24 protein-coding genes are annotated in these 26,308 nt (G+C 70.8%); 13 read left to right on the top strand and 11 right to left on the bottom strand.

The window, feature by feature from the left end; all coding sequences use genetic code 11:
• Positions 1-57 precede the first annotated feature (57 nt).
• From ABEG18_RS25795 to ABEG18_RS25780, 4 genes are all read left to right on the top strand, one after another.
• The gene (locus tag ABEG18_RS25795) at positions 58-801 is read left to right on the top strand and encodes a HugZ family protein (RefSeq protein ID WP_406855884.1); all 744 of its coding nucleotides are present in this window, start codon (positions 58-60) and stop codon (positions 799-801) included.
• Positions 802-1,038: 237 nt separating this feature from the next.
• The gene (locus ABEG18_RS25790; protein WP_406855883.1) at positions 1,039-2,658 is read left to right on the top strand and encodes a phosphoenolpyruvate carboxykinase; all 1,620 of its coding nucleotides are present in this window, start codon (positions 1,039-1,041) and stop codon (positions 2,656-2,658) included.
• 110 nt (positions 2,659-2,768) lie between these two features.
• Complete coding sequence (locus tag ABEG18_RS25785; RefSeq protein WP_406855882.1) at positions 2,769-3,023, top strand: type II toxin-antitoxin system ParD family antitoxin; 255 nt, start codon at positions 2,769-2,771, stop codon at positions 3,021-3,023.
• A 6-nt stretch (positions 3,024-3,029) separates the two neighbouring features.
• Positions 3,030-3,350 (top strand): type II toxin-antitoxin system RelE/ParE family toxin, encoded by a 321-nt coding sequence (locus ABEG18_RS25780; protein WP_406855881.1) that lies wholly within the window; start codon positions 3,030-3,032, stop codon positions 3,348-3,350.
• A 4-nt stretch (positions 3,351-3,354) separates the two neighbouring features.
• Here ABEG18_RS25780 and ABEG18_RS25775 read toward each other — a convergent pair whose 3' ends face one another.
• Positions 3,355-4,779: a sodium:proton antiporter gene (locus ABEG18_RS25775; protein WP_406855880.1), complete on the bottom strand. Its 1,425-nt coding sequence runs from the start codon at positions 4,777-4,779 to the stop codon at positions 3,355-3,357.
• Positions 4,780-4,936: 157 nt separating this feature from the next.
• On the opposite strand from ABEG18_RS25775, the gene ABEG18_RS25770 reads away from it, so the two are divergent.
• From ABEG18_RS25770 to ABEG18_RS25760, 3 genes are all read left to right on the top strand, one after another.
• Positions 4,937-5,497, top strand: a complete 561-nt coding sequence (locus ABEG18_RS25770) for a LemA family protein (RefSeq protein ID WP_406855879.1) — start codon at positions 4,937-4,939, stop codon at positions 5,495-5,497.
• 46 nt (positions 5,498-5,543) lie between these two features.
• Complete coding sequence (locus ABEG18_RS25765) at positions 5,544-6,665, top strand: M48 family metallopeptidase (RefSeq protein ID WP_406855878.1); 1,122 nt, start codon at positions 5,544-5,546, stop codon at positions 6,663-6,665.
• An 81-nt stretch (positions 6,666-6,746) separates the two neighbouring features.
• Positions 6,747-8,768, top strand: coding sequence for an SDR family NAD(P)-dependent oxidoreductase (locus ABEG18_RS25760; protein ID WP_406855877.1), 2,022 nt, complete (start codon positions 6,747-6,749; stop codon positions 8,766-8,768).
• Here the strand turns inward: ABEG18_RS25760 and ABEG18_RS25755 are convergent.
• Both ABEG18_RS25755 and ABEG18_RS25750 read right to left on the bottom strand, forming a co-directional pair.
• Positions 8,686-9,615 carry an NAD-dependent epimerase/dehydratase family protein gene (locus ABEG18_RS25755; RefSeq protein WP_406855876.1) on the bottom strand — a complete coding sequence of 310 codons (930 nt, stop codon included), beginning with the start codon at positions 9,613-9,615 and terminating at the stop codon, positions 8,686-8,688. The genes ABEG18_RS25760 and ABEG18_RS25755 overlap by 83 nt on opposite strands.
• 1 nt (position 9,616) lies before the next feature.
• A complete protein-coding gene (locus tag ABEG18_RS25750) occupies positions 9,617-10,660 on the bottom strand; it encodes a glycosyl transferase (RefSeq protein ID WP_406855875.1) in 1,044 nt (347 codons plus the stop codon).
• 139 nt (positions 10,661-10,799) lie between these two features.
• Here ABEG18_RS25750 and ABEG18_RS25745 point away from each other — a divergent pair, with 139 nt between their 5' ends.
• From ABEG18_RS25745 to ABEG18_RS25735, 3 genes are all read left to right on the top strand, one after another.
• Positions 10,800-11,390 carry a tetratricopeptide repeat protein gene (locus ABEG18_RS25745; protein ID WP_406855874.1) on the top strand — a complete coding sequence of 197 codons (591 nt, stop codon included), beginning with the start codon at positions 10,800-10,802 and terminating at the stop codon, positions 11,388-11,390.
• Between the two features lie 90 nt (positions 11,391-11,480).
• Positions 11,481-11,840 (top strand): ArsR/SmtB family transcription factor, encoded by a 360-nt coding sequence (locus ABEG18_RS25740; RefSeq protein ID WP_406855873.1) that lies wholly within the window; start codon positions 11,481-11,483, stop codon positions 11,838-11,840.
• Positions 11,827-12,384 carry an SRPBCC family protein gene (locus ABEG18_RS25735; protein WP_406855872.1) on the top strand — a complete coding sequence of 186 codons (558 nt, stop codon included), beginning with the start codon at positions 11,827-11,829 and terminating at the stop codon, positions 12,382-12,384. The genes ABEG18_RS25740 and ABEG18_RS25735 overlap by 14 nt, the downstream gene beginning before the upstream one ends.
• A 22-nt stretch (positions 12,385-12,406) precedes the next feature.
• On the opposite strand, the gene ABEG18_RS25730 is transcribed toward ABEG18_RS25735, so the two are convergent.
• From ABEG18_RS25730 to ABEG18_RS25715, 4 genes are all read right to left on the bottom strand, one after another.
• Positions 12,407-14,113, bottom strand: a complete 1,707-nt coding sequence (locus ABEG18_RS25730; RefSeq protein ID WP_406855871.1) for a thiamine pyrophosphate-binding protein — start codon at positions 14,111-14,113, stop codon at positions 12,407-12,409.
• Positions 14,114-14,153: 40 nt separating this feature from the next.
• Complete coding sequence (locus ABEG18_RS25725) at positions 14,154-15,344, bottom strand: CaiB/BaiF CoA transferase family protein (protein ID WP_406855870.1); 1,191 nt, start codon at positions 15,342-15,344, stop codon at positions 14,154-14,156.
• A 33-nt stretch (positions 15,345-15,377) separates the two neighbouring features.
• Complete coding sequence (locus ABEG18_RS25720) at positions 15,378-16,592, bottom strand: acyl-CoA dehydrogenase (protein ID WP_406855869.1); 1,215 nt, start codon at positions 16,590-16,592, stop codon at positions 15,378-15,380.
• Between the two features lie 131 nt (positions 16,593-16,723).
• A complete protein-coding gene (locus tag ABEG18_RS25715) occupies positions 16,724-18,247 on the bottom strand; it encodes an aldehyde dehydrogenase family protein (RefSeq protein WP_406855868.1) in 1,524 nt (507 codons plus the stop codon).
• A gap of 160 nt (positions 18,248-18,407) precedes the next feature.
• Here ABEG18_RS25715 and gcvA point away from each other — a divergent pair, with 160 nt between their 5' ends.
• From gcvA to ABEG18_RS25700, 3 genes are all read left to right on the top strand, one after another.
• A complete protein-coding gene (gcvA, locus tag ABEG18_RS25710; protein ID WP_406855867.1) occupies positions 18,408-19,319 on the top strand; it encodes a transcriptional regulator GcvA in 912 nt (303 codons plus the stop codon).
• 105 nt (positions 19,320-19,424) lie between these two features.
• Complete coding sequence (locus ABEG18_RS25705) at positions 19,425-20,666, top strand: NAD(P)/FAD-dependent oxidoreductase (protein WP_406855866.1); 1,242 nt, start codon at positions 19,425-19,427, stop codon at positions 20,664-20,666.
• Positions 20,667-20,913: 247 nt separating this feature from the next.
• The gene (locus ABEG18_RS25700; RefSeq protein ID WP_406855865.1) at positions 20,914-21,195 is read left to right on the top strand and encodes a GIY-YIG nuclease family protein; all 282 of its coding nucleotides are present in this window, start codon (positions 20,914-20,916) and stop codon (positions 21,193-21,195) included.
• Positions 21,196-22,342: 1,147 nt separating this feature from the next.
• Here the strand turns inward: ABEG18_RS25700 and ABEG18_RS25695 are convergent.
• The 4 genes from ABEG18_RS25695 to ABEG18_RS25680 are packed head-to-tail and all read right to left on the bottom strand — an operon-like array spanning position 22,343 to position 26,206.
• On the bottom strand, positions 22,343-23,251 hold the full coding sequence (locus ABEG18_RS25695) for a dipeptide ABC transporter ATP-binding protein (RefSeq protein WP_406858712.1): 909 nt from the start codon (positions 23,249-23,251) through the stop codon (positions 22,343-22,345).
• A 53-nt stretch (positions 23,252-23,304) separates the two neighbouring features.
• Complete coding sequence (locus ABEG18_RS25690) at positions 23,305-24,294, bottom strand: ABC transporter ATP-binding protein (protein WP_406855864.1); 990 nt, start codon at positions 24,292-24,294, stop codon at positions 23,305-23,307.
• 3 nt (positions 24,295-24,297) lie between these two features.
• Positions 24,298-25,203: an ABC transporter permease subunit gene (locus ABEG18_RS25685; RefSeq protein ID WP_406855863.1), complete on the bottom strand. Its 906-nt coding sequence runs from the start codon at positions 25,201-25,203 to the stop codon at positions 24,298-24,300.
• Positions 25,193-26,206 carry an ABC transporter permease subunit gene (locus ABEG18_RS25680; protein WP_406855862.1) on the bottom strand — a complete coding sequence of 338 codons (1,014 nt, stop codon included), beginning with the start codon at positions 26,204-26,206 and terminating at the stop codon, positions 25,193-25,195. Before ABEG18_RS25680 ends, ABEG18_RS25685 begins: the two co-directional genes overlap by 11 nt.
• Positions 26,207-26,308 lie beyond the last annotated feature (102 nt).

The following is a 26,308-nucleotide window of genomic DNA, read 5'->3' as shown; positions in this document are numbered from 1 at the left end:
TAGACTTAATTGCGCAGCGCCGCCACGTTTTCGCGCGCCGCCCCCCACGAGGCTCCGATGCCAGACACCTCGCCCGAGCCGGCCGAGCCGGCGAAATCCTTCGACGCCCGGACCGAAGCCCGCCGCCTGATGCGGACGTCGCGCTATGGATCGCTGGCCACCCTCGATCCGGCGACCGGCGGGCCCTACGCGTCGCTCGTGTCCGTGGCGGCGGACGTCGACGGTTCGCCGCTGCTGCTGATCTCGCGTCTGGCCGTCCACACCCGCAACATCGAGGCGCAGCCCGCCTGCTCGCTGCTGCTCGCCGACGTGGGCGCGGGCGACCCGCTGGTCCATCCCCGCGTCAGCCTGACGGCGGTCGCCGAGAAGACGCAGGACCCCGCCGCCCGCCGCCGCTTCCTGGCGCAGAACCCGGGCGCGGGCTTCTATGCGGATTTCTCCGACTTCGCCTTCTACCGCCTGGCCGTGCGCGGCGGCCACCTCGTCGCCGGCTTCGGGCGGATCGTCGACCTCACGCCGGCCGACCTGCTGGTCGACCTCGCGGGCGCGGCCTCTCTGGTCGCCGCCGAGGAGGAGGCGATCGCCCACGTCAACGCCGACCATCCCGACATCGCCGCGCTCTACGCGACCCGCCTCCTGGGCCTGCCGCCCGGACCCTGGACCATCACGGGCCTCGACCCGGAAGGCTGCGACCTCGCGGCCGAAGATCGTCGGGCGCGTCTTGCCTTCGTGGAACGTGTGTCGACGCCTGCGGACTTGAGAAAAGCTTTCCAAACGCTCGCTCAAAAAGCCCGTGCTTAAGATAAGAGTGAGATCTAAATCGTTTGAATGCTGCGGCGCGGCGCCGAGCGTGCGCGCCAAAACGCTTTCAGCCCAAGGAACGACTTGTTCTCTCGGACGTCTCGTGCAAGTTGAGGTCGAGGTCGCCGTCAGGACGCCGCTCGCTGGTTGAGCCGTTCCGCCGGCGGCCGAGGCCGGCCCTGCCGGTCCTTCCGATCATCGGGCCGGGCGGCCCGCGTACGGGTGGAGTGAGCGATCGTGGATAATGTCGGGACCTATAACGGCGCGCACGGCGCCGAGGCGTTCGGCTTTAAGGACCTGAAGAGGGTCCATTGGAACCTCCAGACGGCCAGCCTCTATGAGGAGTCGATCGCTCGTCGGGAGGCCAAGCTGGCCGCCGGCGGCCCGATCGTCGCCGAGACCGGCGCCCACACCGGTCGGTCCCCGAAGGACAAGTTCCTCGTCAGGGACGCCCTCACGGAGGGCAGCGTCTGGTGGGACAACAACGGCGCGATCACGCCCGAGCAGTTCGACGTCATCCTGGGCGACTTCCTCGCGCATGCGCGCGGCAAGGAGCTCTTCGCGCAGGACCTCTATGGCGGCGCCGACCCGTCCTTCCGCGTCAAGGCGCGCGTCTACACCGAATACGCCTGGCACTCGCTGTTCATCCGCACGCTGCTGATCCGTCCCGAATGGCAGGACCTCGCCAGCTTCATCCCCGACATGACGATCGTGGACCTGCCGTCCTTCAAGGCCGATCCGGCCCGGCACGGCTGCCGCAGCGAGACCATCATCGCCTGCGACTTCACCCGCAAGATCGTGCTGATCGGCAACTCGTCCTATGCGGGCGAGATGAAGAAGTCTGTCTTCTCCTACCTGAACTTCGTCCTGCCGCCGAAGGGCGTCATGCCGATGCACTGCTCGGCCAACACGGCCAAGGACTCCAAGAACGACGTGGCGCTGTTCTTCGGCCTGTCCGGCACCGGCAAGACCACGCTGTCGGCCGACCCGAACCGCACGCTCCTGGGCGACGACGAGCATGGCTGGGCGCCGGGCGGCGTCTTCAATTTCGAGGGCGGCTGCTACGCCAAGGCGATCAAGCTGTCGCGCGAGGCCGAGCCTGAGATCTACGCCACCACGGAGCGCTTCGGCACCGTGATGGAGAACGTGGTTCTCGACGAGGAGACCCGCCTGCCGGACTTCGACGACGGATCGAGGACCGAGAACACCCGCATCGCCTATCCGCTGGACTTCATCCCCAACGCCTCCCTGACGGGCCGGGCGGGCGTGCCCAAGAACATCATCATGCTGACCTGCGACGCTTTCGGGGTGATGCCGCCGATCGCCAAGCTGACGCCCGCGCAGGCCATGTACCACTTCCTGTCGGGCTACACCGCCAAGGTGGCCGGCACCGAGAAGGGCGTGACGGAGCCGCAGGCGACCTTCTCCACCTGCTTCGGCGCGCCCTTCATGCCGCGTCACCCGTCCGTCTACGGCAATCTGCTGCGCGACCTCATCGGCAAGCACGGCGTCGACTGCTGGCTGGTGAACACCGGCTGGACCGGCGGCAAATACGGCGTCGGCCGGCGCATGCCGATCCGGGTCACCCGCCGCCTGCTGACGGCCGCGCTCGACGGCTCGCTGAACCGGGCCGACTTCCGCACCGACCCCTATTTCGGCTTCTCGGTGCCGACCTCGGTGCCGGGCGTCGAGCCGCACATCCTCTATCCGGTGAAGACCTGGGCCAACAAGGCGGACTTCGCCGACATGGCGCAGCGGCTGGTGACCATGTTCACCGACAATTTCCGGAAGTTCGAAGCCCATGTGGACTCCGACGTGAAGGCGGCCGCGCCCAGCAACCAGATGGCGGCCGAGTAGGCCCTCCCTCAAGCCGTCCAGAGGGGCCCCGGCGTGAGCGCGCCGGGGCCCCTTGCGTTTGACGACCCGCGGAAGCGAGCTAGACTGGCCACCCGTTCAAGGGAACCGACATGCAGGTCTCGTTGCCGAAACACCTAGAAGACTACCTCGCCACAGAAGTGGCGGAGGGACGCGCCAAGAGCGCCGAAGACGTCATTTCGGACGCGCTCGAAGCCCGTCTCACGGCTGAGTCTCAGTCACGCTTCTGGCGTCGTGTCGAAGCGTCACGTCAACAGGCGTCGGAGGGCGAACTGATCCCTGCGACGGACGAATACTTTGAGCAAAAGATCCAACGGATCAGGACGAAGTTCATGCCACGGCCTTGATGCTGAATGCGCTACTCGGTTTCTTTTACAAAGATTTCAGACGCTGATTTAGACGACATCGCTGATTACATCGGACAGTTCGATCCGATTGCGGCGATTCGGTTCATCGGCCAGCTGCGAGAACGCGCCACGAGCGTCCTGGCGATCGCACCTCATGGCGGCTCTCGTCTCGAGAGCATACGGTACTTCCCGCTCGGGTCGTACGTGGTCGCGTATGACGTCGACGAGAACGCAAAGGTCGTGACCGTCCTGATGATTTGTCGCGGTGACCGCGATTGGCGGCGCATCGTCGAGTCCCGGCTGCGCCCGCCGCCGCTAGACGTTTGATCGTTCACCCCCTGAAGAACACCCACGTCACCAGCAGGAAGGTCGGGATCAGCACCGCGCCCGACCACAGCATGTAGCCGAAGAAGCTCGGCATCTTGACGCCCGCGCCGCGCGCGATGGCGTAGACCATGAAGTTGGGCGCGTTGCCGATATAGCTGTTGGCGCCCATGAACACCGCCCCGCAGGAGATGGCCGCCAAAGTGAGCGCGCCCTGTCCCATCAGCGCCTGGGCGTCGCCGCCTGCGAGCTGGAAGAACACCAGATAGGTCGGGGCGTTGTCGAGGAAGGACGAGAGCGCGCCCGTGAGCCAGAAATAGGCCGCGTTGCTGGGACTGCCGTCCGGGTTGGTCACCATGGCCACCAGCGGCGCGAAGGCGCCGGACTTGCCGGCCTGCAGCATGGCCAGCACCGGAATCATGGTGACGAAGATGCCGGCGAACAGGATCGCGACCTCCTTGATCGGCCCCCACGAGAACCCGTTGGCCTCGCGCCAGGCCGGCTTGGTGAGCCGCAGCGACGCGATCGCGACCGCCACCATGGCGAGGTCGCGCACGAGGTTCTGGCCCTCCACGGGCACGTGCAGCACCGTGAAGGCCACTCCCGGCCGCCAGGCGGCGCTGAGCAGGATGGCGGCGACGATTACGCCGATGAGCGCCAGGTTGACCAGGCCGCGCACCCTCACCTTCCGGTCGGGCGTCGGGTCCGGGAGCGGGTCCTCCTTGCGGTAGATGACGCTGTCCAGCGCGAAGAAGACGGCCAGCACGAGGCCGCCCGCGAACAGCGTCTCGGCGGCGAGGTGCTTGGTCGTCCAGAAGAAGTCGACGCCGCGCAGGAAGCCGAGGAACAGCGGCGGGTCGCCCAGCGGCGTCAGCGCGCCGCCCAGGTTCGAGACCAGGAAGATGAAGAAGACGAAGACGTGGACGTTGTGGCGCCGGTCGTCATTGGCGCGGATCACCGGGCGGATCATCACCATGGACGCGCCCGTGGTGCCGATCAGGCTGGCGAACAGCGCCCCGATCGCCAGGAGCGCGGTGTTCATGGCCGGCGAGCCATGGATGTTGCCGGCGATCAGGATGCCGCCGGCGGTGGTGAACAGCGCCAGCAGCAGCAGGATGAAGGGGATATAGTCGAGCAGCGCGGTGTGGACGAGCGCGGTCGCGGTCGGCCCGCCGCCCAGCAGCGCCGCCATCGGGATGGCGACCACCGCCGCCCAGAGCGCCGTGATCTTGCCCTGGTGATGCTCCCACAGGTTTGGGGCGAGCAGCGGGAAGAGCGCGATCGACAGCAGCATGCCGACGAAGGGGAGCGCCCAGCCGAGCCCCAGCGCGGCCCCGTTCAGGCCGTCCGCCGCGAATGCGCCCGTCGGCGCGACGACCGCGGCCGCCAAGCCCGCCGCCGCGGCGGTCGTCACCCTCATCCCCTGGCGCATTCAGCGTGCTCCCTGCCCGCTCGCTGCTTAACGCAAGGCGCGCACAGCGGCAATCGAGCCGGGCATGTGCGGGAGCGCACAAAACGGATAGACTGAAACTTCACCGCCGCGGCTTAAGCGTAGCCGGAGGCGGCGCGCCGGACGGATGGAGAGCGACATGGGCGGTTGGATCGTGCTGGGCGTGGTGGCGGCCCTGCTGTTGTGGGCGGTGTCGGTCTATAACGGCCTGGTCGGACTGCGCCAGCGCGTGTCGCAGGCCTTCGCCGACATCGACGTCCAGCTGAAGCAGCGCCATGACCTGATCCCCAATCTGGTGGAGACCGTGAAGGGCTACGCCTCGCATGAGAGCGGGACGCTGGAAGCCGTGGTGCAGGCCCGCAACGCCGCGCTGGGCGCGCAGGGCCCCGCCCAGCAGGCCGCCGCCGAGCAGCAGCTCTCCGGCGCGCTCGGCCGGCTGATCGCGCTGGGCGAGGCCTATCCGGATCTCAAGGCCAGCGCAAATTTCCAGCAGCTCCAGGCCGATCTCTCGGACGTCGAGAACAAGCTCGCTGCGGCGCGGCGCTTCTTCAACAACGCCGTGAGCGAATACAACGCCTCCATCCAGGCGTTCCCGGCGGTGCTGTTCGCCCCCGGCATGGGCTTCGCCCCGCGCGAGTTCTTCGACGTCGGCGAAGAGAGCCGCAAGACGCTGGACCAGACGCCGGTCGTGAAGTTCTGACCGCGCGGCGACGCCACGCGCCTGACGCGGCCTTGCAGGGGCGCTCATGAACCCCGTCTTCGGCCTCTACACGCATATCCGGGCGAACCGGATCCGCTCGGCCTTCATGCTGGCCGGCCTGGTGGCGCTCGTCTATGTGCTGACCTTCGCGGCGGCGCTGCTGGGCGAGGCCCTGGGGCCGGACGCCGGCCTCGCCGAGCTCGTCCGGCGGGCCGGGCGCGATCTGCGGGCCGCCGCGCCCTGGGTGACGGCCGGCGTCGCGCTCTGGACGTGGGCGGCGTACCTGTTCCACCAGCGCCTGATCGACGCCGTGAGCGGCGCCCGCGGCGTCACCCGGGCCGAGGAGCCGCGGCTCTACACCCTGCTCGAGACGCTCTGCATCGCGCGCGGCATGCCGGTCCCCCGGCTGGAGATCCTGGAGAGCGAGGCGCTGAACGCCTACGCGACGGGCATGAACGAGCGCCAATACGCCATCACGGTGACGACGGCGCTGCGCGCCGCCCTCACCGACGCCGAGATGGAGGCCGTGCTCGGCCACGAGCTCACGCATATCCGCAACGAGGACGTGCGCATGATGGTGATCGCGGTTGTGATCGCCGGGGTCGTGTCGTTCTTCGCCGAACTGATCTTCCGCGTCCTGTCCAACTTCAGCAGCGGCCCCGTCTCGTCGAGGTCGAGCTCGTCCTCGTCGTCGAGCTCCGATTCGCGCGACAAGGGCTCGGGCGGGGCCTTCGCCGCCATCCTGATCGGCGTCGCGCTGATCGCGGTGGCGTGGCTCCTGTCGCAGGCGATCCGCTTCGGCCTGTCGCGCTCGCGCGAATTCCTGGCCGACGCGGGCGCGGTGGAGCTGACCAAGAACCCGGACGCCATGATCTCGGCGCTGATGAAGATCTCCGGCCGGGGCGAGATCGAGGGCGTTCCGTCCGGGCTGATGGAGATGTGCGTCGACAATCCCCGTTCCGGCTTCGCCGACCTGTTCGCCACGCATCCGCCCATCGAGGAGCGGATCGAGGCGCTCGTGCGCTATGCGGGCGGGCATGTCCCGCCGCCGGCCCTCGCCGCTCCGGAGGCGGCCGGCGCGTCCGGGTTCCTGCCGCCGACCGGCGGATCGGCGCTCGCCGCGCCCTCCGCGGAGGCGCCCGGCCCCTGGGGGCCGAGGCCGGGCTGACGGCCCGCCCGCCCGGATCGGGACCCTGGCCGGGACCCTGGCGCGGTTGACAGCGTCGGCGGGCGGCCCGATACCGCCCGGATGTCCGTGTTCAGCCGCATCGACGCCAAGAAGGCCCTGGTCGTCGCGCACGACTTCGCCGCGACCGTGCTGGCGTTGCTGGCCGTGTTCGTGCTGAGGTTCGAAGGGCCCCTCCTGGCCGCGCGGCTGCCCTATCTGCCGGCGATCCTGCCGTCCTTCGCCCTCTACGCCAGCGTCGTCTACTGGTATTTCGGGCTCTACCAGTCGCGCTGGCGCTTCGCCTCGCTGCCGGACCTGTCGGGGATCGTCAAGGCCGCCTCGGTGCTGAGCCTGTCGCTGCTGGTGCTGGACTACGGGCTGGTGTCGCCCGATTTCTACGGCGGCTTCTTCTTCGGCAAGATCACCATCGCGCTCTACTGGGTGCTGCAGATCTTCTTCCTGGGCGGGCCGCGGGTCGCCTATCGTTACCTGCGCTTCGTGCGCTCGCGCGACCAGGCGGAGAAGCTCGCCACCACGCCGGCGCTCGTCCTGGGCCGTCCGGCCGACGTCGAGATCGTCCTGCGGGCGCTGGAAAGCGGCGGGCTGCGGCGCATCCACGCCGTCGGCGTGCTGTCGCCGCGCGATTCGGACGCCGGCCAGAGCATCAGGGGCATCTCGGTGCGGGCGGACTTCCGCAGTCTGGAGAAGACCGTCGCGGACTTCGCCGAGCGCGGCGTCGCCGTGAAGCGCCTCATCGCCACGCCGAGCGCGCTGGCGGCGGACGCCGAGCCCGAGAAGCTGTTCGCCGCCGCAAGGCGGCTCGGCGTGCCGCTGACGCGCTTCCAGACCCTGGACGAGACCCTCGGATCGGGCGCCAGCCTCGCCCCGGTGGAGATCGACGACCTCCTGCTGCGGCCCACGATCGCGATCGACCGCGCCCGCCTGAAGGGCCTCGTGGAGGGCCGGCGCGTGCTGGTGACCGGCGGCGGCGGCTCCATCGGCAGCGAGATGTCGCTCAGGGTGGCGGCCTTCGGGGCCTCCGAGCTGATGATCGTGGAGAACTCCGAGCCAGCGCTGCACGCCGTCGTCGAGGCGCTGGCGCTCCAGTCCAGCGTGACGCGCGTCACCGGGGCCATCGCCGACATCCGCGACCGCGGGCGGATCGAGCGGCTGTTCCGGGAGTTCCGGCCGGATCTCGTCTTCCACGCGGCGGCCCTCAAGCACGTCCCCTATCTGGAGGTGGACTGGGACGAGGCGATCAAGACCAACGTGTTCGGCTCCGTGAACGTGCTGGACGCCGCGCTCGCCTCCGGGGCCAGCGCCGCCGTGATGATCTCGACCGACAAGGCCATCGAGCCCGTCTCGATGCTGGGCGCGACCAAGCGCTTCGCCGAGATGTACGCGCAGGCGCTCGACGCGCTGGCCCGGGAGCCCGGCCGGCCGGCCGGCGACGGCAAGGCGAACGGTGCCGCCAGGACGCGCCTCATCGCCGTGCGCTTCGGCAACGTGCTGGGCTCGAACGGCTCGGTGGTGCCGAAGTTCAAGGCGCAGATCGCCCATGGCGGGCCGGTCACGGTGACCCACCCCGACATGGTGCGGTATTTCATGACCGTCCGCGAGGCCGCCGAGCTGGTGCTCACCGCCGCCTCCCACGCCGATTTCGACATGCGGGCTGACGGCGCCGCGACGGGCGAGACCCCGTCCGTCTACGTCCTCAAGATGGGCCAGCCGGTGAAGATCATGGCGCTGGCCGAGCGCATGATCCGCCTCGCCGGCTTCGAGCCCGGCGTCGACATCGAGATCGCCGTCACGGGCGCGCGGGCGGGCGAGAGGCTGAACGAGATCCTGTTCGACCAGGACGAGCCCACGGTCGACACCGGCGTGGCCGGCGTGATGGCGGCCAAGCCGCTCTTCGCCGACATCGGCAGGATGCGGGACTGGCTCGCCGACCTGAAGGTCGCGCTGGACGCCCATGACCGCGACGGCGCCCGGCGCATCCTGGCGGACGCCGTCCCGGACTTCACCCGGGCGGTGATCCCGCCGCCAGCCATCGCCGAACTCCCTCCGGCGTCGACCCAACCGGCGGTCGCCAGCCCTCCCTGAGGAGCGCCTGCGGCGAGGCCGCCATCGCCCCGGAGATGCGCTCCCACGCGTCGGATCGGCCCAAGAGCCGCAGCAGCGTCCCGATCGCGCCCGGCGGCACGGAAACGAGTCCGGGTCCGCGCCCCAGCGCCGCGCGCATGGCGCCCACGAACTCGGCCACGGAGCTCGGCTGCGGGTCCGCGACGATCAGCGGGCCGTTCGCCCGCATGGGCCGCTCCAGGGCGAACACCGTCGCCTCCGCGACGTTCTCCACCGATGCGAAGGACCGCGGCGCGGTCAGGGTCCCAAAGGGCAGCGGCGCCGGAAGCCGCGCCAGCCGCAGCAGCGTCGCCAGATTGCCGCCGACCCCGGGCCCGTAGACCACGACGGGGCGCAGCGCCGTCCAGGACAGGTCCGGGATCCGGGCCAGCCCCTCCTCGGCCTGCAGCTTGGAGCGCCCATAGGCGTCGGTCGGCGCGGGCGCGTCCGCCTCGGTCAGGAGATGCGCCGCGGTCGGCCCCGACTGGGCCCGCACCGAGGACAGGAACACGAAGCGGCCGACCCGCCCCTGCGCGGCGCGGGCGAGCGCCAGCGTGGCGTCCCGGTTGACCGCGTCGTAGAGCACGTCGGGCAGCCCCGGCCCGGCATGCGCCAGCCCGGCCGCGTGCGCGACCGCGTCGACCCCGGCCAGCAGCGGGGCCCAGTCGACCGGCCCGGCGAGGTCGCCGATGGGCCGCGTCTCGACCCCCTCGGGCGTCGCCGCGCCGGGATCGCGGAGCGGCGCCCGCACGGCGTGGCCCCGCGCCAGCAGCGCGGCCGCGAGGCGGCGCCCGACGAAGCCCGACGCGCCCGTCAGCAGCACCCGCATCTCAGGCCTTGCTCCTGCGCTGGGAGAAGTCCGCCAGCAGCGCCGCCACGCACAGCGCCGCCAGCGCGGCGGCCAGCATGCCGCGCGCCGGCGTGAAGGCGACCGCCACGATGACGGCGACGCCCGCGAGGCTGAGATTGACGATGAACACCCGCGTCACCACCCCCATCACGGTGAGGCCGTTGACGGTGGCGCGCTGGTAATAGTGGCTGCGATGCGCGTCCCAGAAGCGCTCGCCTTTCGCCATGCGGCGCAGCAGCGTGATGGTGGCGTCGGCCAGATAGTAGAGCGGCAGGATGAGGGCCGGCAGCACATGCCCGGCGCCGGCCAGCCGGTACAGCCCGTAGCCGGTGAGCAGGCCGAGGGGCAGGCTGCCCACGTCGCCCAGGAAGAGCCGCGCCACCGGCCGGTTGAAGGGCGCGAAGCCCAGCATAGCCCCGGCGACGCAGGCCGCCACCACCCCGCCCGCCGTCGGCAGGACGCCCAGCACGGCGAGCCAGGCCAGCGCGGCGTTGACGGGCGTGAGCTCGGCGGCGGTGATCCAGTCGAGCCCATCCATGAAATTGGTCAGGTTCACGAACCAGAGGCCGGCGAAGACCACCAAAGCGCGCTCAAGGCCGGAGGGGAGCAGCTCCGGGAAGACCCTCGCCTCGGCCGGGACGGCGAACACCGCGGCGCCGACCGCGACCGCCTGGATGAGGAAGCGCGGCGCGGCCGGAAGCGGCTTCACGTCGTCGACGGCGCCGAGCACGGCCAGCACGGCCGCCGCGGCCATCAGGGCCAGCAACGAGGTCCGCTCGGCGGCGGGGACGCCGGGCGCCAGCGCCAGGACGAGGCCCAGCAGGACGAGCGCGACGCCCACCACCGCCGCGCCGCCGCCCTGCGGGGTCGGGCTGCTGTGGCTCGACCGGGCGTTCGGGCGCGCCAGCGCGTAGCGCCGCAGCAGCGGCGTCAGGGGCGGCAGGATGGCGAAAGTCGCCGCCGCCGCGCAGGCGGCGAGCAGGACCAGCATCGGGGCGGCGCGCAGGGCGTCGAAGGGCGGCATCGGGGCTCCGGGGCGCGAAGCCGCGCACATTCGGACCATACCGATCCCCGGCGGCGGGACAAGGCGCCGCCGGGCCGGCCAAAGCGGGCCGCCTCCTCTCCCCCTGCGGGCTCGCCGCCCTAGATGACGAGGCATGAGCATGCGCACGCGTTCGGCCCGCGCCGGCCAGAGTCCCCCCACCGGCGCCCATATCGACAAGGTCTTCACGCTGGTGATGCGGCTGGGCGAGCGCCGCCCCGCCGCGACCTTGCCGCGCCGCCTCACGACGCTGTTCCGCGAACTCGCGCAGCCGGAGCCCGAGCGCGATCCGGACGACCTGGAGGACCTCATCTGGGCCCACTGGATCGCCCACAAGGACCTGCACGCGTCCAACCAGATGGCGGCCGCCATCGAGGCGATCGGGGCGGGCGCGCTCGACCTCGCGCGCCCCATGCTGGACCGGCTGGTGGAGAAGGAGCCGCGCTGGGCCGAGGCCTGGAACAAGCGCGCCACCCTCGCCTTCATCCAGAAGCGCGACGCCGACGCGCTGGCCGACATCGAGCAGACGCTCCTGCTGGAGCCGCGGCATTTCGGGGCGGTCTCGGGCTTCGGCCAGATCTGCCTGCGGCACGACCGCTTCGCCGAAGCCCGCGCCGCCTTCCAGATCGCGCTGGGAATCAACCCGCATCTGCTCGGCCTGCGCGAGGCGATCGAGGAGATCGGCGGCACTCCGCTCTGCCAGCTTCACTAGGCGCGAGGCGGCCGCGGTCCTGAAGCCTGGGGCCGCTATCATTCAACCAAACGGTTGACAGTCCGGTTCGGCGCCGGCATATTCAACCTTATGGTTGAGCAACACGCCCCCGAACTCGACACGGTCTTCCACGCCCTCTCCGACGCCACCCGCCGGGCCATGCTCCAGCGGCTGGCGCGCGGCGAGGCGACGGTCGGCGACCTTGCGGCGCCCCATCCGATGTCGCTGGCCGCCGCCTCCAAGCACATCCGCGTGCTGGAAGAGGCCGGCCTGGTCCGCCGGACGGTGCGGGGACGCAGCCATGTGTGCCGTCTGGAAGCGGCCCCGATGCATGCCGGGCAGGAATGGATCCGGCATTTCGAGCGCTTCTGGACCGAAAGGCTGGACGCCCTCGAGGCGATCCTGGCCGAGGACGACGCCCCTCCGGGAGATCACGATGCATCACCATGAAATCGACCCCGCCTCTCTGGCCCAGCCCGTCGGGACCGATGCGATCCGCATCGAGCGCCTGTTGCCCGGCCCCCGGGAGCGGGTCTGGCGCTACCTGACCGAGCCGGACCTGCGCCGCAAATGGCTGGCGGCCGGCGCCTTCGACCTCGCGCCGGGCGGCGCGATCGAACTCGTCTTCCACAACAACGCGCTGACGCCGAACGACGAGCCCCCTCCGGCCGGGTCGGAAGCCCATGGCGAGGTGTCGCGCCTGCGCGGGACCGTGCTGGCCTGCGAGAAGCCCTCGCTGCTGGCCTTCACCTGGGGGACGGAGCCGGATTCATCGCAGGTGCGGTTCGAGCTCGCCGACGAGGGCGGCAAGGTCCGGCTCACGGTCACGCATAGCCGCGTCGTGAAGCCCGGCATGGTCGTGTCGGTGTCGGCCGGCTGGCACTGCCACCTCGACCTGCTCGCCTCCGAGCTGGAGGGGCGCGCCCCGGTCGGGTTCTGGCGCAGCATCCGGGCGGTGCGGCCCACTTACGAGCGGCGCGCCGCCAGCGCCTGAACCGGACGCGGGGGGCGCAGGCTCAGCGGGCCAGCGCCCTCTCGCGGATCTGCGCCAGCGTCTGCGACGGCGTGATCGCCTCCGGGTCGATCAGGCAATGCAGGATCGCGGGCTTGCCGGAGGCGACGGCGCGCTCGAAGGCGGGCGCGAACTCCTCGGTGCTCTCGACCCGTTCGCCATGTCCGCCGAAGGCGCGGGCGTAGTCGGCGAAATTGGGGTTCTTCAGGGCAGTCGCCGAGATGCGGCCCGGATATTCACGCTCCTGGTGCATCCGGATGGTGCCGTACATGCCGTTGTCGACGACCACGAAGATCACCGGCAGCCCGTATTGCACCGCCGTGGCGAACTCCTGCCCGTGCATCAGGAAGCAGCCGTCGCCCGCGAAGGCCACCACCATGCGGTCCGGATGGAGCCGCTTCGCCCCGATGGCGGCCGGGACCCCGTAGCCCATCGAGCCCGACGTGGGGGCGAGCTGCGTGCCGTAGCGGCGGAAGCGCAGGAAGCGCGCCGGCCAGGTGGCGTAGTTGCCGGCCCCGTTGGTCACGATGGCGTCCTTGGGCAGGCGGTTGCGGAGCCACAGCATGGCCTCGCCCATCTGCAGGCGGCCGGGGATGCGCGGCGGCTGGTCCGTCCAGGCGAGGTAGTCCTCGCGCGCCTGCCGGGTCTCGTGGCTCCACGGGATGGTGTGCGGCGGCTGCACGCTCTCCAGCGCCGCCGCGAAGGCGTTCGGCGAGGCGATAATCCCGAGCGCCGGGTGGTACACCCGCCCGATCTCCTCCGACCCGGCATGCACATGCACGAGCGTCTGCTTCGGGCTGGGGATCTCCAGGATGGCGTAGGACTGCGACGGCATCTCCGACATCCTGCCTCCGGCGAGGATCACCAGGTCGGCGCCTTCGATGCGGGCCCGCAGCTTCGGGTTGGGGGCGATGCCGATCTCGCCGGCGTAGTTCGGATGCTCGCCCGAAAACAGCATCTGGCGGCGCAGCGAGGCCGCGACCGGCATGTCGAAGCGCTCGGCGAAGCGCGCCACGCTGGCGCAGGCCTTCTCAGACCAGCCGGACCCGCCCAGGATCATGATGGGCTTTTTGGCCGCCCAGATCAGCTTCTGCAGCTCGGCCATCTGGGTCAGGCCGGGCCAGATCTCGACCGGCTCGACGCGCGGGCCCGCCTGCACGGACGCAGCCTCCAGCAGCATGTCCTCCGGCAGCGCGATCACGACGGGGCCGGGCCGCCCCTGCATGGCGACGTGGAAGGCGCGCGACACGATCTCGGGGATGCGCTCCACCTCGTCGATCTCGACCGCCCACTTCGCCATCGTCCCGAACACGGCGCGGTAGTCCATCTCCTGGAAGGCGCCGCGGCCGCGCATGCTGCGGTCGATCTGGCCGACGAACATCACCAGCGGCACTGAATCCTGCTCGGCGATGTGGATGCCGGCCGAGGCGTTGGTGGCGCCCGGCGCGCGGGTCACCATGACGACGCCGGGGCGGCCCGTGAGCCGGCCCGCGGCGTCCGCCATCATGGCCGCTCCGCCCTCCTGGCGGCAGACCGTGACGGCGATCCTGGCGTCATGAAGCGCGTCCAGCACCGCCAGGTAGCTCTCGCCCGGCACGCAGAAGACATGCTCGACGCCCTGGGCCTGGAGGCAATCGACGATCAGCTGGCCGCCGGTGCGGGCGGCTGCGCCGCGGGCGGCTGCGCGGGAGGAGATGGCGTCGTCGCTCATGGGAGGAGCCCGGTCTTGCAGGAGTGATGCTGGGAGAAGGTCACGGCCGCAGGCCGGTCCAGGCGGGATCGGACAACACCTCGTCGGTGTGCTGGCCCAGCCGCGGCGAAGCGCGCGCCGCCACCATGGGCTCGCCGTCGAGCATCAGGGGCGAGCGGATCGTCGGGATCGTCCCGCCGACCGCGTCCGGGCAGGGCAGGTCCACCCGCATGCCGCGCGCCGCGACCTGCGGGTCCTCGAACACGTCCGCGACGGTGTTGATGGGGCCGGCCGGAACGCCGACGCGCTCCAGCGCGGCCAGGAGATCGTCGCGCCGGAAGCCCCGCGTCAGGTCGGAGATGGTTGGGATCAGTCGCTCCCGGTTCGTCACCCGCAGGGCGTTGCTGGAGTAGGCGGGATCCTCCGCCATCGCGGGCGCGCCGAGGACGCCGCACAGCCGGCGGAACTGCCCGTCATTGCCGGAGGCGATGACGATGTGGCCGTCGGCCACCGGGAACACCTGGTAAGGCGCGAGATTGGGGTGGGCGTTGCCCATGCGCTTGGGCGTCTTGCCGGAGACGAGGTAGTTCAGCGCCTGGTTGGCCAGCACCGAGACCTGCGTGTCGAAGAGCGACATGTCGAGGTGGCCGCCCTCGCCGGTGGCGTCGCGCCGGCGCAGCGCCGCCAGCACGCCGATCACGCCATAGACGCCGGTGAAGATGTCCGCGAAGGCGACGCCCGGCTTCTGCGGCTCGCCGTCCGCGTCGCCGGTCAGGTCCATGATGCCGCCCATGGCCTGGATCATGAAGTCGTAGCCGGCGCGCTCGCGATAGGGGCCGTCCTGGCCGAAGCCCGTCACCGAGCAGGTGACGAGGCGCGGGTTCAGCGCCCGCAGGCTCTCATGGTCGAGGCCGTATTTCTTCAGGCCGCCGACCTTGAAGTTCTCGATCACCACGTCGGCGTGCGCCGCCAGCCGCCTGACCGTCTCCTGCCCCTCGGGGGTCTCGAAGTCCACCGCGATGGAGCGCTTGCCGCGGTTGCAGGCGTGGTAGTAGCCCGACGACAGGTCGCCTCCGTCCGCGGCCGGCACGAAGGGCGGCCCCCAGGCGCGCGTGTCGTCCCCCGCGCCGGGCCGCTCCACCTTGACGACGTCGGCCCCCAGGTCGGCGAGGGTCTGGCCGATCCACGGCCCCGCCAGGATGCGCGCCAGCTCGAGCACCTTGACGCCCGCGAGAGGCTTGGGGCCGGTCATGTCCGTGTTTCCCAGGAGTGCAGGCCCCACCGTTCAGAAGAAGGCCTGGATGCCGGTGATGGCGCGGCCCAGGATGAGGGCGTGGACGTCGTGCGCGCCCTCATAGGTGTTGACGGTCTCCAGGTTCTGCGCGTGGCGCATCACGTGATATTCTTCCTGGATGCCGTTGCCGCCATGCATGTCGCGGGCGACGCGGGCGATGTCGAGCGCCTTGCCGCAGTTGTTGCGCTTGACGATGGATATCATCTCGGGCGCGACCTTGCCCTCGTCGAACAGGCGGCCGACGCGCAGGCTGGCCTGCAGGCCCAGCGCGATCTCGGTCTGCATGTCGGCCAGCTTCTTCTGCACCAGCTGGGTGGCGGCCAGCGGCCGCCCGAACTGCTTGCGGTCCAGCGTGTATTGGCGGGCGCGGCGCCAGCAATCCTCGGCCGCCCCCATGGAGCCCCAGGAGATGCCGTAGCGGGCGCGGTTGAGGCAGCCGAACGGTCCCTTCAGGCCCGAGACGTTGGGCAGCAGGTTCTCCTCCGGGACGATCACGCCGTCCATCACCACCTCGCCGGTGATCGAGGCGCGCAGCGAGAGCTTACCGCCGATCTTGGGCGCGGAGAGGCCCTTCATGCCCTTCTCCAGCACGAAGCCGCGGATCTGGTCGCCATGGGCGGCCGACTTCGCCCACACCACGAACACGTCCGCGATGGGCGCGTTGGAGATCCAGGTCTTGCCGCCCGTGATGCGGTAGCCGTCCGCCACCTTCTCGGCGCGCGTCTTCATGCCGGCCGGGTCGGAGCCGGCGTCGGGCTCGGTCAGGCCGAAGCAGCCGACCCACTCGCCCGAGGCGAGCTTGGGCAGGTACTTCTTGCGCTGGTTCTCGTCCCCATAGGCGTAGATCGGGTACATCACCAGCGACGACTGCACGCTCATCATCGAGCGGTAGCCGGAATCGATGGCCTCGACCTCGCGGGCGACCAGCCCGTAGGAGACGTAGTTGGCGCCGGCGCAGCCATAGTCCTCCGGCAGGGTGACGCCGAGCAGGCCGAGCTCGCCCATCTCGTTGAAGATGGAGCGGTCCGTCTTCTCCTCGCGATAGGCCTCCACCACGCGCGGCAGCAGCTTCTCCTGCGCGTAGGCCCGGGCCGTGTCGCGGATCAGGCGCTCGTCCTCGGTGAGCTGGTCGTCGAGCAGGAAAGGGTCGTCCCACTGGAACGAGGCGGCTGACGACGTCGTCTTGCTCTGCGGCTGCGCGCTCATCGGATGTCTCCTCGATCTTCCACCGCCGTCATCCCCGGCGCGCCGAAGGCGCGGGAAGGGGATCCAGCCTTTGACTGAACCGCCGTCTGGGTCCCTTCCGACGCGGCGCGCCACCGGGGACGACGGCGGAGTTACCCCATGATCTCGAAGGTCACGCCCTGCGCCAGCGGCAGGGTCGCGCCGTAATTGATGGTGTTGGTCGCCCGGCGCATATAGGCCTTCCAGGCGTCGGAGCCGGCCTCGCGGCCGCCGCCGGTCTCCTTCTCGCCGCCGAACGCTCCGCCGATCTCGGCCCCGGACGGCCCGATATTGACGTTGGCGATGCCGCAGTCGGAGCCCTCGGCCGAGACGAAGCGCTCGGCCTCGCGCATGTCGAGGGTGAAGATGGACGAGGACAGGCCCGCCCCGACGGCGTTCTGGAGAGCGATCGCCTCCTCGAGCGTGCGGTACTTCACGACATACAGGATGGGCGCGAAGGTCTCGCGCACCATCGGGCCGGTCTGGGACGGCATCTCCACCAGGGCGGGCGAGGCGTAATAGGCGTCCGCGCCCAGGTCCTCGCGGACGCGCTGGCCGCCGGTCACCTCGGCCCCGAGGCCGCGGGCCTCGCCGAGCGCGCGCTGCATGCCGTCGAACGCGCCCTGGTCGATCAACGGGCCCACGAGCACGCCGGCCTCGCGCGGATCGCCGATGCGCACGCTCTCGTAGACGCGCTTCAGGCGCGGAACGAGCGCGTCATAGACGCTCTCATGCACGAAGAGCCGGCGCAGCGTGGTGCAGCGCTGGCCGGCGGTGCCGATGGCCGCGAAGGCGATGCCGCGCAGCGCGATCTCGATGTCGGCCGAAGGCGCCACGATGGCGGCGTTGTTGCCGCCGAGCTCCAGGATGGAGCGGCCGAAGCGCGCCGCGACCCGGGGTCCGACCTGCCGGCCCATCGCGGTGGAGCCGGTCGCCGACACCAGCGCGACGCGGGGATCGTCCACCAGCGCCTCGCCGAGCGCCCGCCCGCCGATCAGCACCTGGCTGAGCCCGTCGGGCACGCCGCCGAAACGGGCGGCCGCCTTCTCGACCACCGCCTGCACGGCGAGCGCGGTCAGCGGCGTCTTCTCGGAGGGCTTCCACACCACGGGGTCGCCGCACACGAAGGCGAGCGCCGCGTTCCACGACCACACGGCCACCGGGAAGTTGAAGGCCGTGATCACGCCCGTGACGCCCAGCGGGTGCCAGGTCTCCATCATGCGGTGCTCGGGCCGCTCGGTCGCAATGGTGAGGCCGAAGAGCTGGCGCGACAGGCCAACCGCGTAGTCGCAGATGTCGATCATCTCCTGGACCTCGCCGAGGCCCTCCGAGACGATCTTGCCGGCCTCCAGCGTCACCAGCATGCCGAGATCGGCCTTGTGGGCGCGCAGCTCCTCGCCGATGAGGCGCACGAACTCGCCGCGCCGGGGCGCCGGGACCTTGCGCCAGGCCGCGAAGGCCGCGTGGGCCCGGTCGATGGCGGCGGCGGCCTCGGCGGGGCCGGCCTCCCGGATCTCGGCCGTCACGTCGCCCGTGACGGGCGAGCGGGCCGGCATGCCGCCCCGCCCGAAGGCCGAAGCCGGAACGCCGAGGCGGTCGAGGATGCCCAGAACGTCGTCGCGCGCCGAGGCGGCCATGGCGGATCTCCTGATCAAGTCGCCGGTCCGGCCCGCTGCCGGCGCCGGACGCAGCCCAGCGGGACCGCGCCGTGCGGCGCTCCCGCGCATTCGCCGAACCGTCGCTCTTTCGCATGGCGGGCGCAACCGATATGTTCTCACCAGTTCATGAGGAAAACGCATGACCTTTGCGACCCAGCGCAGCCTCCTGCCGTCCCTCGGCGCGCTGCAGGCCTTCGAGGCCGCGGCCCGCCACGGCAGCTTCACCCGGGCCGCCGAGGAGCTGAACCTGACGCAGGGCGCGGTCAGCCGGCAGGTCGCCGCGCTGGAGCAGACGCTGGGCGTGCCGCTGTTCGAGCGGGTGCGCCAGCGCGTCACCCTCACGCCGGCCGGCCTCGCCTATGCGGCGGAAATCCGCGACGCGCTCTCGCGCATCGCAGCCGCGACCATGTCGGCCATGGCGTTCCGGGGGGCGGGCGGCACGCTGGCCCTCGCCATCCTGCCCACCTTCGGCACGCGCTGGCTGATCCCGCGCCTGCCGGACTTCTTCCAGAAGCATCCGGAGGTGACCATCGACTTCGCCACGCGCATCCGACCCTTCGATTTCCGCCAGGAGCCGCTCGACGCCGCCATCCATTTCGGCGACCCCACCTGGCCCGGCGCGGCGATGCATCGCCTCATGGGCGAGGTCATCGTGCCGGTCGCCAGCCCGGACCTGATCGCCCGGGTCGGCCTGAAGGAGCCCGCCGACGTGCTGCGCGCGCCGCTGCTGCAGCAGTCGACCCGCCCGCGCGCCTGGGCCGAATGGCTGGAGCGGCAGGGCCTCGCGCCGGCCCAGGCCCTGCTGGGTCCCAGCTTCGAGCAGTTCGCCATGGTGGCGCAGGCCGCGGTGGCCGGGCTCGGCATGGCGATCGTGCCGCGCATGCTGGTGGAGGAGGAGCTGCGCAGCGGCGCGCTCGCGGTTCCGTTCGACCGGCCCATCGACAGCCGGCAGGGCTATTGGCTGGTCTATCCGGAGGAGAAACGCGACCGGCCGCCCATCGTGGCGTTCCGAGACTGGCTGCTCGCGCAATGCGGGCGCGACCCCGGCTGAAGGCGTCTCGACAGCCGCGCCTGAACCTGCCAATCATGCGGTCTGCTCATGACCGCGGGCCAGCGCGCGCGGCCGATCCCCATTCCTGCTCGCCGGCTTGCTCGCATGACCTCCCCGACCGCCTCCGCTTCGCAGCCTTCCGCCGCGCCGACCTCCGCCGACGTCGTCATCGTGGGCGGGGCCGCTATCGGGTCCTCCATCGCGTGCCACATCGCGGCCGACCCCGCCTTCAAGGGCCGGGTGGTGGTGGTGGAGAAGGACCCCACCTACCAGTTCTCTGCCTCGGCGCTGTCGGCGGCCTCGATCCGCCAGCAATATTCCAGCGCGGTGAACATCCGGATCTCGCTTTACGGCGTCCAGTTCCTGCGCCGCATCGGGGAACTGCTCGCCGTCGGCGACGACCGGCCCGAGATCGGGCTCGTGGAGGGCGGCTATCTCTATCTCGCCAGCCCGGAGGGCGAGGCGGCGCTGCGCGCCAACAACGCCCTGCAGGCGGCCGAGGGCGCCGACATCGTGCTGTTCGAGCGCGACGCGCTGGCGGCGCGCTTTCCCTGGCTCGCCGCCGACGACCTCGCCTGCGGGACATGGGGCCGCAGCGGCGAAGGCTGGTTCGACGGCTGGGGCCTGATGCAGGCCTTCCGCAAGAAGGCCCGCAGCCTCGGCGTCGCCTATGTGGACGGGACGGTGAGCGGGATCGACCGGGACGGCGCCCGCGTCACGGGGGTGCGCCTCGCGGACGGGTCGCGCATCGCCTGCGGGGCCTTGGTCAACGCCGCCGGCGCATCGGGCGGCCGCCAGGTGGCCGCCATGGCGGGCGTCGCCATCCCGGTCCATTCCAGGAAGCGCTTCGTGTTCTCCTTCACCTGCAAGGGCCCGGTCGAGAACGCCCCCCTGGTGATCGACACGACGGGCGCCTGGTTCCGCCCCGAGGGCCGGCGCGGGCCGGAGGGCCAGTTGTTCATCGGCAGCGCCGGCCCGACAGCCGGCATGCCGGACCCCGACTCCGACGAGTTCGAGGTCGACTGGGGCTTCTTCGAGGAGACGATCTGGCCCGCGCTGGCCACGCGCGTCCCGGCCTTCGAGGAGATCCGCCCTGGCCGGGCCTGGGCCGGCCACTACGACATGAACCTCTTCGACCACAACGCCATCCTGGGCCGGGCCGGCGGGATCGACAATTTCTACCTCGCCAACGGCTTCTCCGGCCACGGCCTGCAGCAGGCCCCCGCCGTCGGCCGCGGCCTCGCCGAACTCATCCTGCACGGCCGCTACCTGACCCTCGACCTCTCCGACATGTCCTTCGACCGCATCGCCGCCAACCGCCCCGTCCTGGAGCGCAACGTCATCTGACCCGCCGGAACGGGTCGCGCGCCACCTGGTGGCGGGTGGGGCCTGAAGTCCCCCGTCATCCCCGGCGCGCCGCTGGCGCGGGAAGGGGATCCAGAGCGGCCGGGCGAGGGGCGCCTTTTTCGGGACCCTCTCTGGATCCCCTTCCCCTGCGCGGCTGCGCCGCTCCGGCCGGGGATGACGGGGAGGGTGGGGGCCGTTCAACTGCGGCGCCGTGGCGGGTTGCGGAGGCGAGGCGCCACATTCAGGCATGCCCTTTGCCGTCTACATCCTGGCCAGCCAGCGCAACGGCACGCTCTATGTCGGCGTGACCCGCGACCTCGGCCGGCGCGTCGAGCAGCACCGGGCCGGATTGGGCTCCGCCTTCACGCGCCGCTACGGCGTCATCCGGCTCGTCTACGCCGAAGCCTTCGATCGCGCAGAGGACGCGATCGCGCGCGAGAAGCAAGTCAAGGGCTGGAACCGCGCCTGGAAGCTGAAGCTCATCGAAGCCGCCAACCCGGACTGGCTCGAAATCTCCGCCGACCTCTGACCCACTCCGTCATCCCCGGCTCGCCGCAGGCGCGGGAAAGGGGATCCAGGCGGCGGGCGAAGGGCGCTTTCTTCGGGACCCTCTCTGGATCCCCTTCCCCTCCGCGGCTGCGCCGCTCCGGCCGGGGATGACGGCGGAGAGGGCGCTTGCAATGCCAAGAAGTCGCCTCGGCGGGCCAGCGCCAACCAGACCAGACCATCGCCGCACACCACTCTCCGTCATCCCCGGCGCGCCGAAGGCGCGGGAAGGGGATCCAGGCGGCCGGGCGAAAGGCGCCTTTTTCGGGCCCCTCTCTGGATCCCCTTCCCCTCCGCGGCTGCGCCGCTCCGGCCGGGGATGACGGCGGAGAGGGCGCTTGCAATGACGAGAAGTCGCCTCGGCGGGCCAGCGCCAACCAGACCAGACCATCGCCGCACACCACTCTCCGTCATCCCCGGCGCGCCGCAGGCGCGGGAAGGGGATCCAGGCGGCCGGGCGATGGGCGCCTTTTTCGGGACCCTCTCTGGATCCCCTTCCCCTCCGCGGCTGCGCCGCTCCGGCCGGGGATGACGCGGAGGCGCTTTTGGTGGAAAGCGGACGTCTTGCATCAGCCAGCGCCAACCAGACCATCGCCGCACAACTCTCTCCGTCATCCCCGGCGCGCCGCAGGCGCGGGAAGGGGATCCAGGCGGCCGGGCGAGGGGCGCCTTCTTCGGGACCCTCTCTGGATCCCCTTCCCCTACGCGGCTGCGCCGCTCCGGCCGGGGATGACGGGGAGGGTGGCGCTTCCGGTGGCGAGCGGACGCGGTCTTGACAACCGGATAAAATTCCTATAACCCTGTCCATGCTCCGGTCCACGGAGGGACATCTGCAGTGTCACGGATGGGGACCGGGGGTGGCGGCCGAAGCGAGGCGGGGTGACAGCCGGTTCGCAGAGGCGATCCGTCGGAGAGCCCGACGAGCGGAAGCGCCAAGGGGCTGACAGCGCCCCGAGGCGTTCCGGTGGATCTTCAAACGCCATGCGCGGAACGGCGAGAGCCTGGCGGCCTCGCGGTCCTCCCCACACTCCCCACATTCGCCGTGGGGCTGATCAGCGTCGCCGTTCCGCGCCGCCCTCCACCCTTCACCTCCGGGCCGACAGGCCGCGGAGCTGAAGGCGCGCGCGGCCTCACCCGGCTTCGACGGCCCAGCACGCCACCTTGCGGCCGTGCTTCGGCTCGAGGGGCGGCATCTCCACCGGGCAGGGCGCGAAGGCGAGCGGGCAACGCGGGTTGAAGGGGCAGCCGCTCGGCGGGTTGAAGGGCGATGGCAGCTCGCCCTGCAGGACGATCCGCTCCTTCTTGGCGCCAGGCTCGGCCACGGGCGTCGCCGACAGCAGCGCCCGCGTGTAGGGATGCTGCGGAGCGGAGAAGATCGCCTCGCGGCTCCCCACCTCCACGGCGTGGCCGAGATAGATGACCATGATGTCGTCGGCGATGTGCCGCACCACCGAGAGGTCGTGCGAGATGAACAGATAGGCGAGTTGGAACTCGTTCTGCAGCTCCGCCAGCAGGTTCAGCACCTGGGCGCGGATCGAGACGTCCAGCGCCGAGACCGGTTCGTCCAGCACCAGGATCTTGGGCCGCAGCATCAGGGCGCGCGCGATGGCGATGCGCTGGCGCTGGCCGCCGGAGAACATGTGCGGGTAGCGCTCGACATATTCGGGCCGCAGCCCGACGCGGGCCATCATGTCCTTGGCGGCCTGCCTGCGCTGCGCGGCCGGCATCGTGGTGTTGACCAGCAGCGGCTCCTCCAGGGCGGCCCCGATGGTCTGGCGCGGGTTGAGCGACCCATAGGGGTTCTGGAAGACGATCTGCACCTCGCTGCGCAGGCGCTTGCGGTCCGCCGCGGTGGCGGCGACCATGTCGACGCCGTTGATCTTGAGCGTGCCGGCCGTCGGCTCCTCGATCATGGTGACGAGGCGCGCCAGCGTCGACTTGCCGGAGCCGGATTCGCCCACCACGGCGAGCGTCTTGCCGGAGGCGAGGTCGAACGACACGCCCGACAGCGCCTTGACGGTGGCCACGGGGGAGAACATTCCGCGCCTGGCGCTGTAGTCGCGCGTCAGGTTGCGGCCTTCGAGGACGACGGTCACGCGGCGCGCTCCCGGTTGGTGGGCTGGCCCTTGACCAGGGCGTAGTGGCAGAGCGCGTAGCCGAGCTCGGGGGCGGCGGGCTTGGGCGGCACGGCGCGGCAATAGTCGGTCGCGAAGGCGCAGCGCGGCGAGAACAGGCACCCGGCCGGGCGGTCGAATTGGCCGGGCACCACGCCCGGGATGCTGGGCAGGATGCGCCCGGTCGCCCGCTCCGGCAGCGCCGCCAGCAGGGCGGCCGTGTAGGGATGGTGCGGGTCGGCGAAGAGGCCCACGGTCTCCTGCCGCTCCACCTGCTGGCCCGCGTATTGCACCACCACCCGGTGCGCGGTCTCGGCCACCACGCCCATGTCGTGCGTGATGAGCACGAGGCCCATGCCGGTCTCCTGGCGCAGGCGCAGCAGCAGGTCGAGGATCTGGGCCTGGATGGTGACGTCCAGCGCGGTCGTGGGCTCGTCGGCGATGAGCAGCTTCGGCCGGCAGGCGATCGCCATGGCGATCATGACGCGCTGGCTCATGCCGCCGGAGAGCTGGTGCGGGAAGGCCGACAGGCGCCGCTGCGGATCGGTGATGCCGACCTCCTCCAGGAGCTCGATCGCGCGCCTCTTGCGGGCGGCGCGGTCCAGGCCGAGATGGGTCTTCAGCGTCTCGCCGAGCTGGAACCCGACCGTGAAGCACGGGTTCAGCGACGTCATCGGCTCCTGGAAGATCATCGCGATGTCGCGGCCGACGATGGAGCGGCGCTCCCGGTCCGAAATCGTCAGGAGGTCGCGCCCGTCGAAGCTCATCCGGTCGGCCGTCACGGTGGCGGTCCAGGGCAGCAGCCCCATCACGGCCAGCATGGCGACGGACTTGCCGGAGCCGGACTCGCCCACGATGGAGACGACGTCGTTCTGGTTGACGGTGAGGTCGACCCCGTCCACCGCCCGGAACTGGCCCGAGCGGGTCGCGAAGGTGACGGAGAGGTTGCGGATGTCGAGGAGGCCCATGGCTCAGCTCCTCTTGAGCTTGGGATCGAGCGCGTCGCGAAGGCCGTCGCCCATCAGGTTGATCGCCACGACGGTGATCAGGATAGCGAGGCCCGGAAGCGTGACGATCCAGGGATTGGAGCGGATGAATTCGCGGCTGTCCGCCAGCATGGAGCCCCATTCGGGCGTGGGCGGCTGCGCGCCGAGGCCGAGGAAGCCCAGGGCGGCCGCCTCCAGGATGGCGTTGGAGACGCCGAGCGCCGCCTGCACGATGAGGGGCGCGAGGCAGTTGGGCAGGATGGTGACGAACATCAGCCGCAGCGTGCCGACGCCGGCCACCTTGGAGGCCGTCACATAGTCCTTGCCGAGTTCGCCCAGCGCCGAGGCGCGCACGAGGCGCACATAGCTCGGCAGATACACGATGGCGACCGCCACGATGGTGTTGGTGAGGCTCGGCCCCAGCACGGCGACGACCAGGATGGCCAGGACGAGGCCGGGCACGGACAGGATCAGGTCCATCACCCGCATCACCACGGTGTCGACCACGCCGCCCATGAAGGAGGCGGCGAGCCCGAGCAGCACGCCGATCACCACCGAGGTGGCCATCACGGCGACGCCGATGAACAGCGAGATGCGCGCGCCGTAGATGAGCCTGGTCAGCGTGTCGCGGCCCAGCGCGTCGGTGCCGAGCACGAATTTCCAGTTTCCGCCCTGCTCCCAGGCGGGCGGCAGCTTGGTGAAGTCGCGGAACTGCTCGAAGGGCGAATAGGGCGACACCAGGTCGGCGAAGATGGCCAGGAAGGCGATGATCGACAGCACGACGAGGCCGCCGACCGCGCCCTTGTTCTCCGAGAAGGCGGCCCAGAAGGCCCGCAGCGGCCCGGGCGGCGCCGGCTGCGCGGCCGGCGAGGCGAGAGCGTCAACGGCCATGACGGATCCTCGGGTTGATGGCTCCGTAGAGCACGTCGATGACCAGGTTCACGACGATCACCATGGACGAGATGAGCAGGATGCCGCCCTGCAGCGACGGGTAGTCGCGCCGGCCGATCGCCTCGATGAGCCACTTGCCCACCCCGGGCCAGGAGAAGATCGTCTCCGTCAGCACCGCGCCGGCCAGCAGCGTGCCGACCTGCAGGCCCACGATGGTGACGACCGGGATCAGGGCGTTGCGCAGCGCGTGCAGGCCGATGACCCGGAACGGCGACAGGCCCTTGGCGCGGGCGGTGCGGACATAGTCCTCGCTCAGCACCTCCAGCATGGAGGAGCGCGTCATGCGGGCGATGACGGCCAGCGGCACCGTGCCGAGCACGATGGTGGGCAGGATGAGGTGGTGCAGCGCCGACCAGAACGCGCCCGGCTGGTCCGATTTCAGCGCGTCGATCAGCATGAAGCCGGTCACGGGCTCGAAATAGTAGTTGATCAGGTCGATGCGGCCGGACACCGGGGTCAGGCCCCAGCGCTCCGACACCAGCATGATCAGGAGCAGGCCCCACCAGAAGATCGGCATCGAGAACCCGGTCACGGCCGCGCCCATCAGGGTGTGGTCGAACCAGCTGCCGCGCTTGACGGCGGCGACGACGCCGGCGGGCACGCCGAGCAGCACCGCAAACAGCATGGCGGCGGCGGACAGCTCGAGGGTGGCGGGAAACAGCGTGAAGAACTCGGTCAGCACCTTCTCGTTGGTCACCACCGAGGTGCCGAAATCGCCGTGCAGCAGCGCCCACACATAGTCGGCGAACTGCTTCCAGATGGGCTGGTCGAGGCCGAGCTCGTGCCGGAACTGCGCCAGGCGCTCGGGCGAGATGCCGCGCTCGCCCGTCCGCACCTCCACCGGGTCGCCCGGCACCATGCGGATCGCCACGAAGGTCACGAACATGAGCGCGAAGAAGGTGGGCAACGTCAGCGCCGCACGCTTCAGGAGAAATTTGATCATGGGGTCCTGCTCAGCCCAGCTGGGAATGGCTTGGCCGCGATGGGGTCCTGCGCGTCACGCCGGCGTCACACGCCCGCCTCGCCGTCATCCCCGGCCGGAGCC

The sequence above is a fragment of the Alsobacter sp. KACC 23698 genome, assembly GCF_045348435.1.
In the GTDB taxonomy this organism is placed as follows: Bacteria; Pseudomonadota; Alphaproteobacteria; order Rhizobiales; family Beijerinckiaceae; genus Alsobacter.
Note: the sequence above shows the minus strand (reverse complement) of the source record. Positions and strands in the feature narration are given on the sequence as shown.

Excerpts from the sequence above, each read along its gene's own strand:
- ABEG18_RS25795 (WP_406855884.1), top strand. The coding sequence starts at position 58 with ATGCCAGACACCTCGCCCGAGCCGGCCGAGCCGGCGAAATCCTTCGAC.
- ABEG18_RS25785 (WP_406855882.1), top strand. The coding sequence starts at position 2,769 with ATGCAGGTCTCGTTGCCGAAACACCTAGAAGACTACCTCGCCACAGAA.
- ABEG18_RS25780 (WP_406855881.1), top strand. The coding sequence starts at position 3,030 with ATGCGCTACTCGGTTTCTTTTACAAAGATTTCAGACGCTGATTTAGAC.
- ABEG18_RS25775 (WP_406855880.1), bottom strand. The coding sequence starts at position 4,779 with ATGCGCCAGGGGATGAGGGTGACGACCGCCGCGGCGGCGGGCTTGGCG.
- ABEG18_RS25770 (WP_406855879.1), top strand. The coding sequence starts at position 4,937 with ATGGGCGGTTGGATCGTGCTGGGCGTGGTGGCGGCCCTGCTGTTGTGG.
- ABEG18_RS25765 (WP_406855878.1), top strand. The coding sequence starts at position 5,544 with ATGAACCCCGTCTTCGGCCTCTACACGCATATCCGGGCGAACCGGATC.
- ABEG18_RS25760 (WP_406855877.1), top strand. The coding sequence starts at position 6,747 with ATGTCCGTGTTCAGCCGCATCGACGCCAAGAAGGCCCTGGTCGTCGCG.
- ABEG18_RS25755 (WP_406855876.1), bottom strand. The coding sequence starts at position 9,615 with ATGCGGGTGCTGCTGACGGGCGCGTCGGGCTTCGTCGGGCGCCGCCTC.
- ABEG18_RS25750 (WP_406855875.1), bottom strand. The coding sequence starts at position 10,660 with ATGCCGCCCTTCGACGCCCTGCGCGCCGCCCCGATGCTGGTCCTGCTC.
- ABEG18_RS25745 (WP_406855874.1), top strand. The coding sequence starts at position 10,800 with ATGCGCACGCGTTCGGCCCGCGCCGGCCAGAGTCCCCCCACCGGCGCC.
- ABEG18_RS25740 (WP_406855873.1), top strand. The coding sequence starts at position 11,481 with ATGGTTGAGCAACACGCCCCCGAACTCGACACGGTCTTCCACGCCCTC.
- ABEG18_RS25735 (WP_406855872.1), top strand. The coding sequence starts at position 11,827 with ATGCATCACCATGAAATCGACCCCGCCTCTCTGGCCCAGCCCGTCGGG.
- ABEG18_RS25730 (WP_406855871.1), bottom strand. The coding sequence starts at position 14,113 with ATGAGCGACGACGCCATCTCCTCCCGCGCAGCCGCCCGCGGCGCAGCC.
- ABEG18_RS25725 (WP_406855870.1), bottom strand. The coding sequence starts at position 15,344 with ATGACCGGCCCCAAGCCTCTCGCGGGCGTCAAGGTGCTCGAGCTGGCG.
- ABEG18_RS25720 (WP_406855869.1), bottom strand. The coding sequence starts at position 16,592 with ATGAGCGCGCAGCCGCAGAGCAAGACGACGTCGTCAGCCGCCTCGTTC.
- ABEG18_RS25715 (WP_406855868.1), bottom strand. The coding sequence starts at position 18,247 with ATGGCCGCCTCGGCGCGCGACGACGTTCTGGGCATCCTCGACCGCCTC.
- gcvA (WP_406855867.1), top strand. The coding sequence starts at position 18,408 with ATGACCTTTGCGACCCAGCGCAGCCTCCTGCCGTCCCTCGGCGCGCTG.
- ABEG18_RS25705 (WP_406855866.1), top strand. The coding sequence starts at position 19,425 with ATGACCTCCCCGACCGCCTCCGCTTCGCAGCCTTCCGCCGCGCCGACC.
- ABEG18_RS25700 (WP_406855865.1), top strand. The coding sequence starts at position 20,914 with ATGCCCTTTGCCGTCTACATCCTGGCCAGCCAGCGCAACGGCACGCTC.
- ABEG18_RS25695 (WP_406858712.1), bottom strand. The coding sequence starts at position 23,251 with ATGTTCTCCCCCGTGGCCACCGTCAAGGCGCTGTCGGGCGTGTCGTTC.
- ABEG18_RS25690 (WP_406855864.1), bottom strand. The coding sequence starts at position 24,294 with ATGGGCCTCCTCGACATCCGCAACCTCTCCGTCACCTTCGCGACCCGC.
- ABEG18_RS25685 (WP_406855863.1), bottom strand. The coding sequence starts at position 25,203 with ATGGCCGTTGACGCTCTCGCCTCGCCGGCCGCGCAGCCGGCGCCGCCC.
- ABEG18_RS25680 (WP_406855862.1), bottom strand. The coding sequence starts at position 26,206 with ATGATCAAATTTCTCCTGAAGCGTGCGGCGCTGACGTTGCCCACCTTC.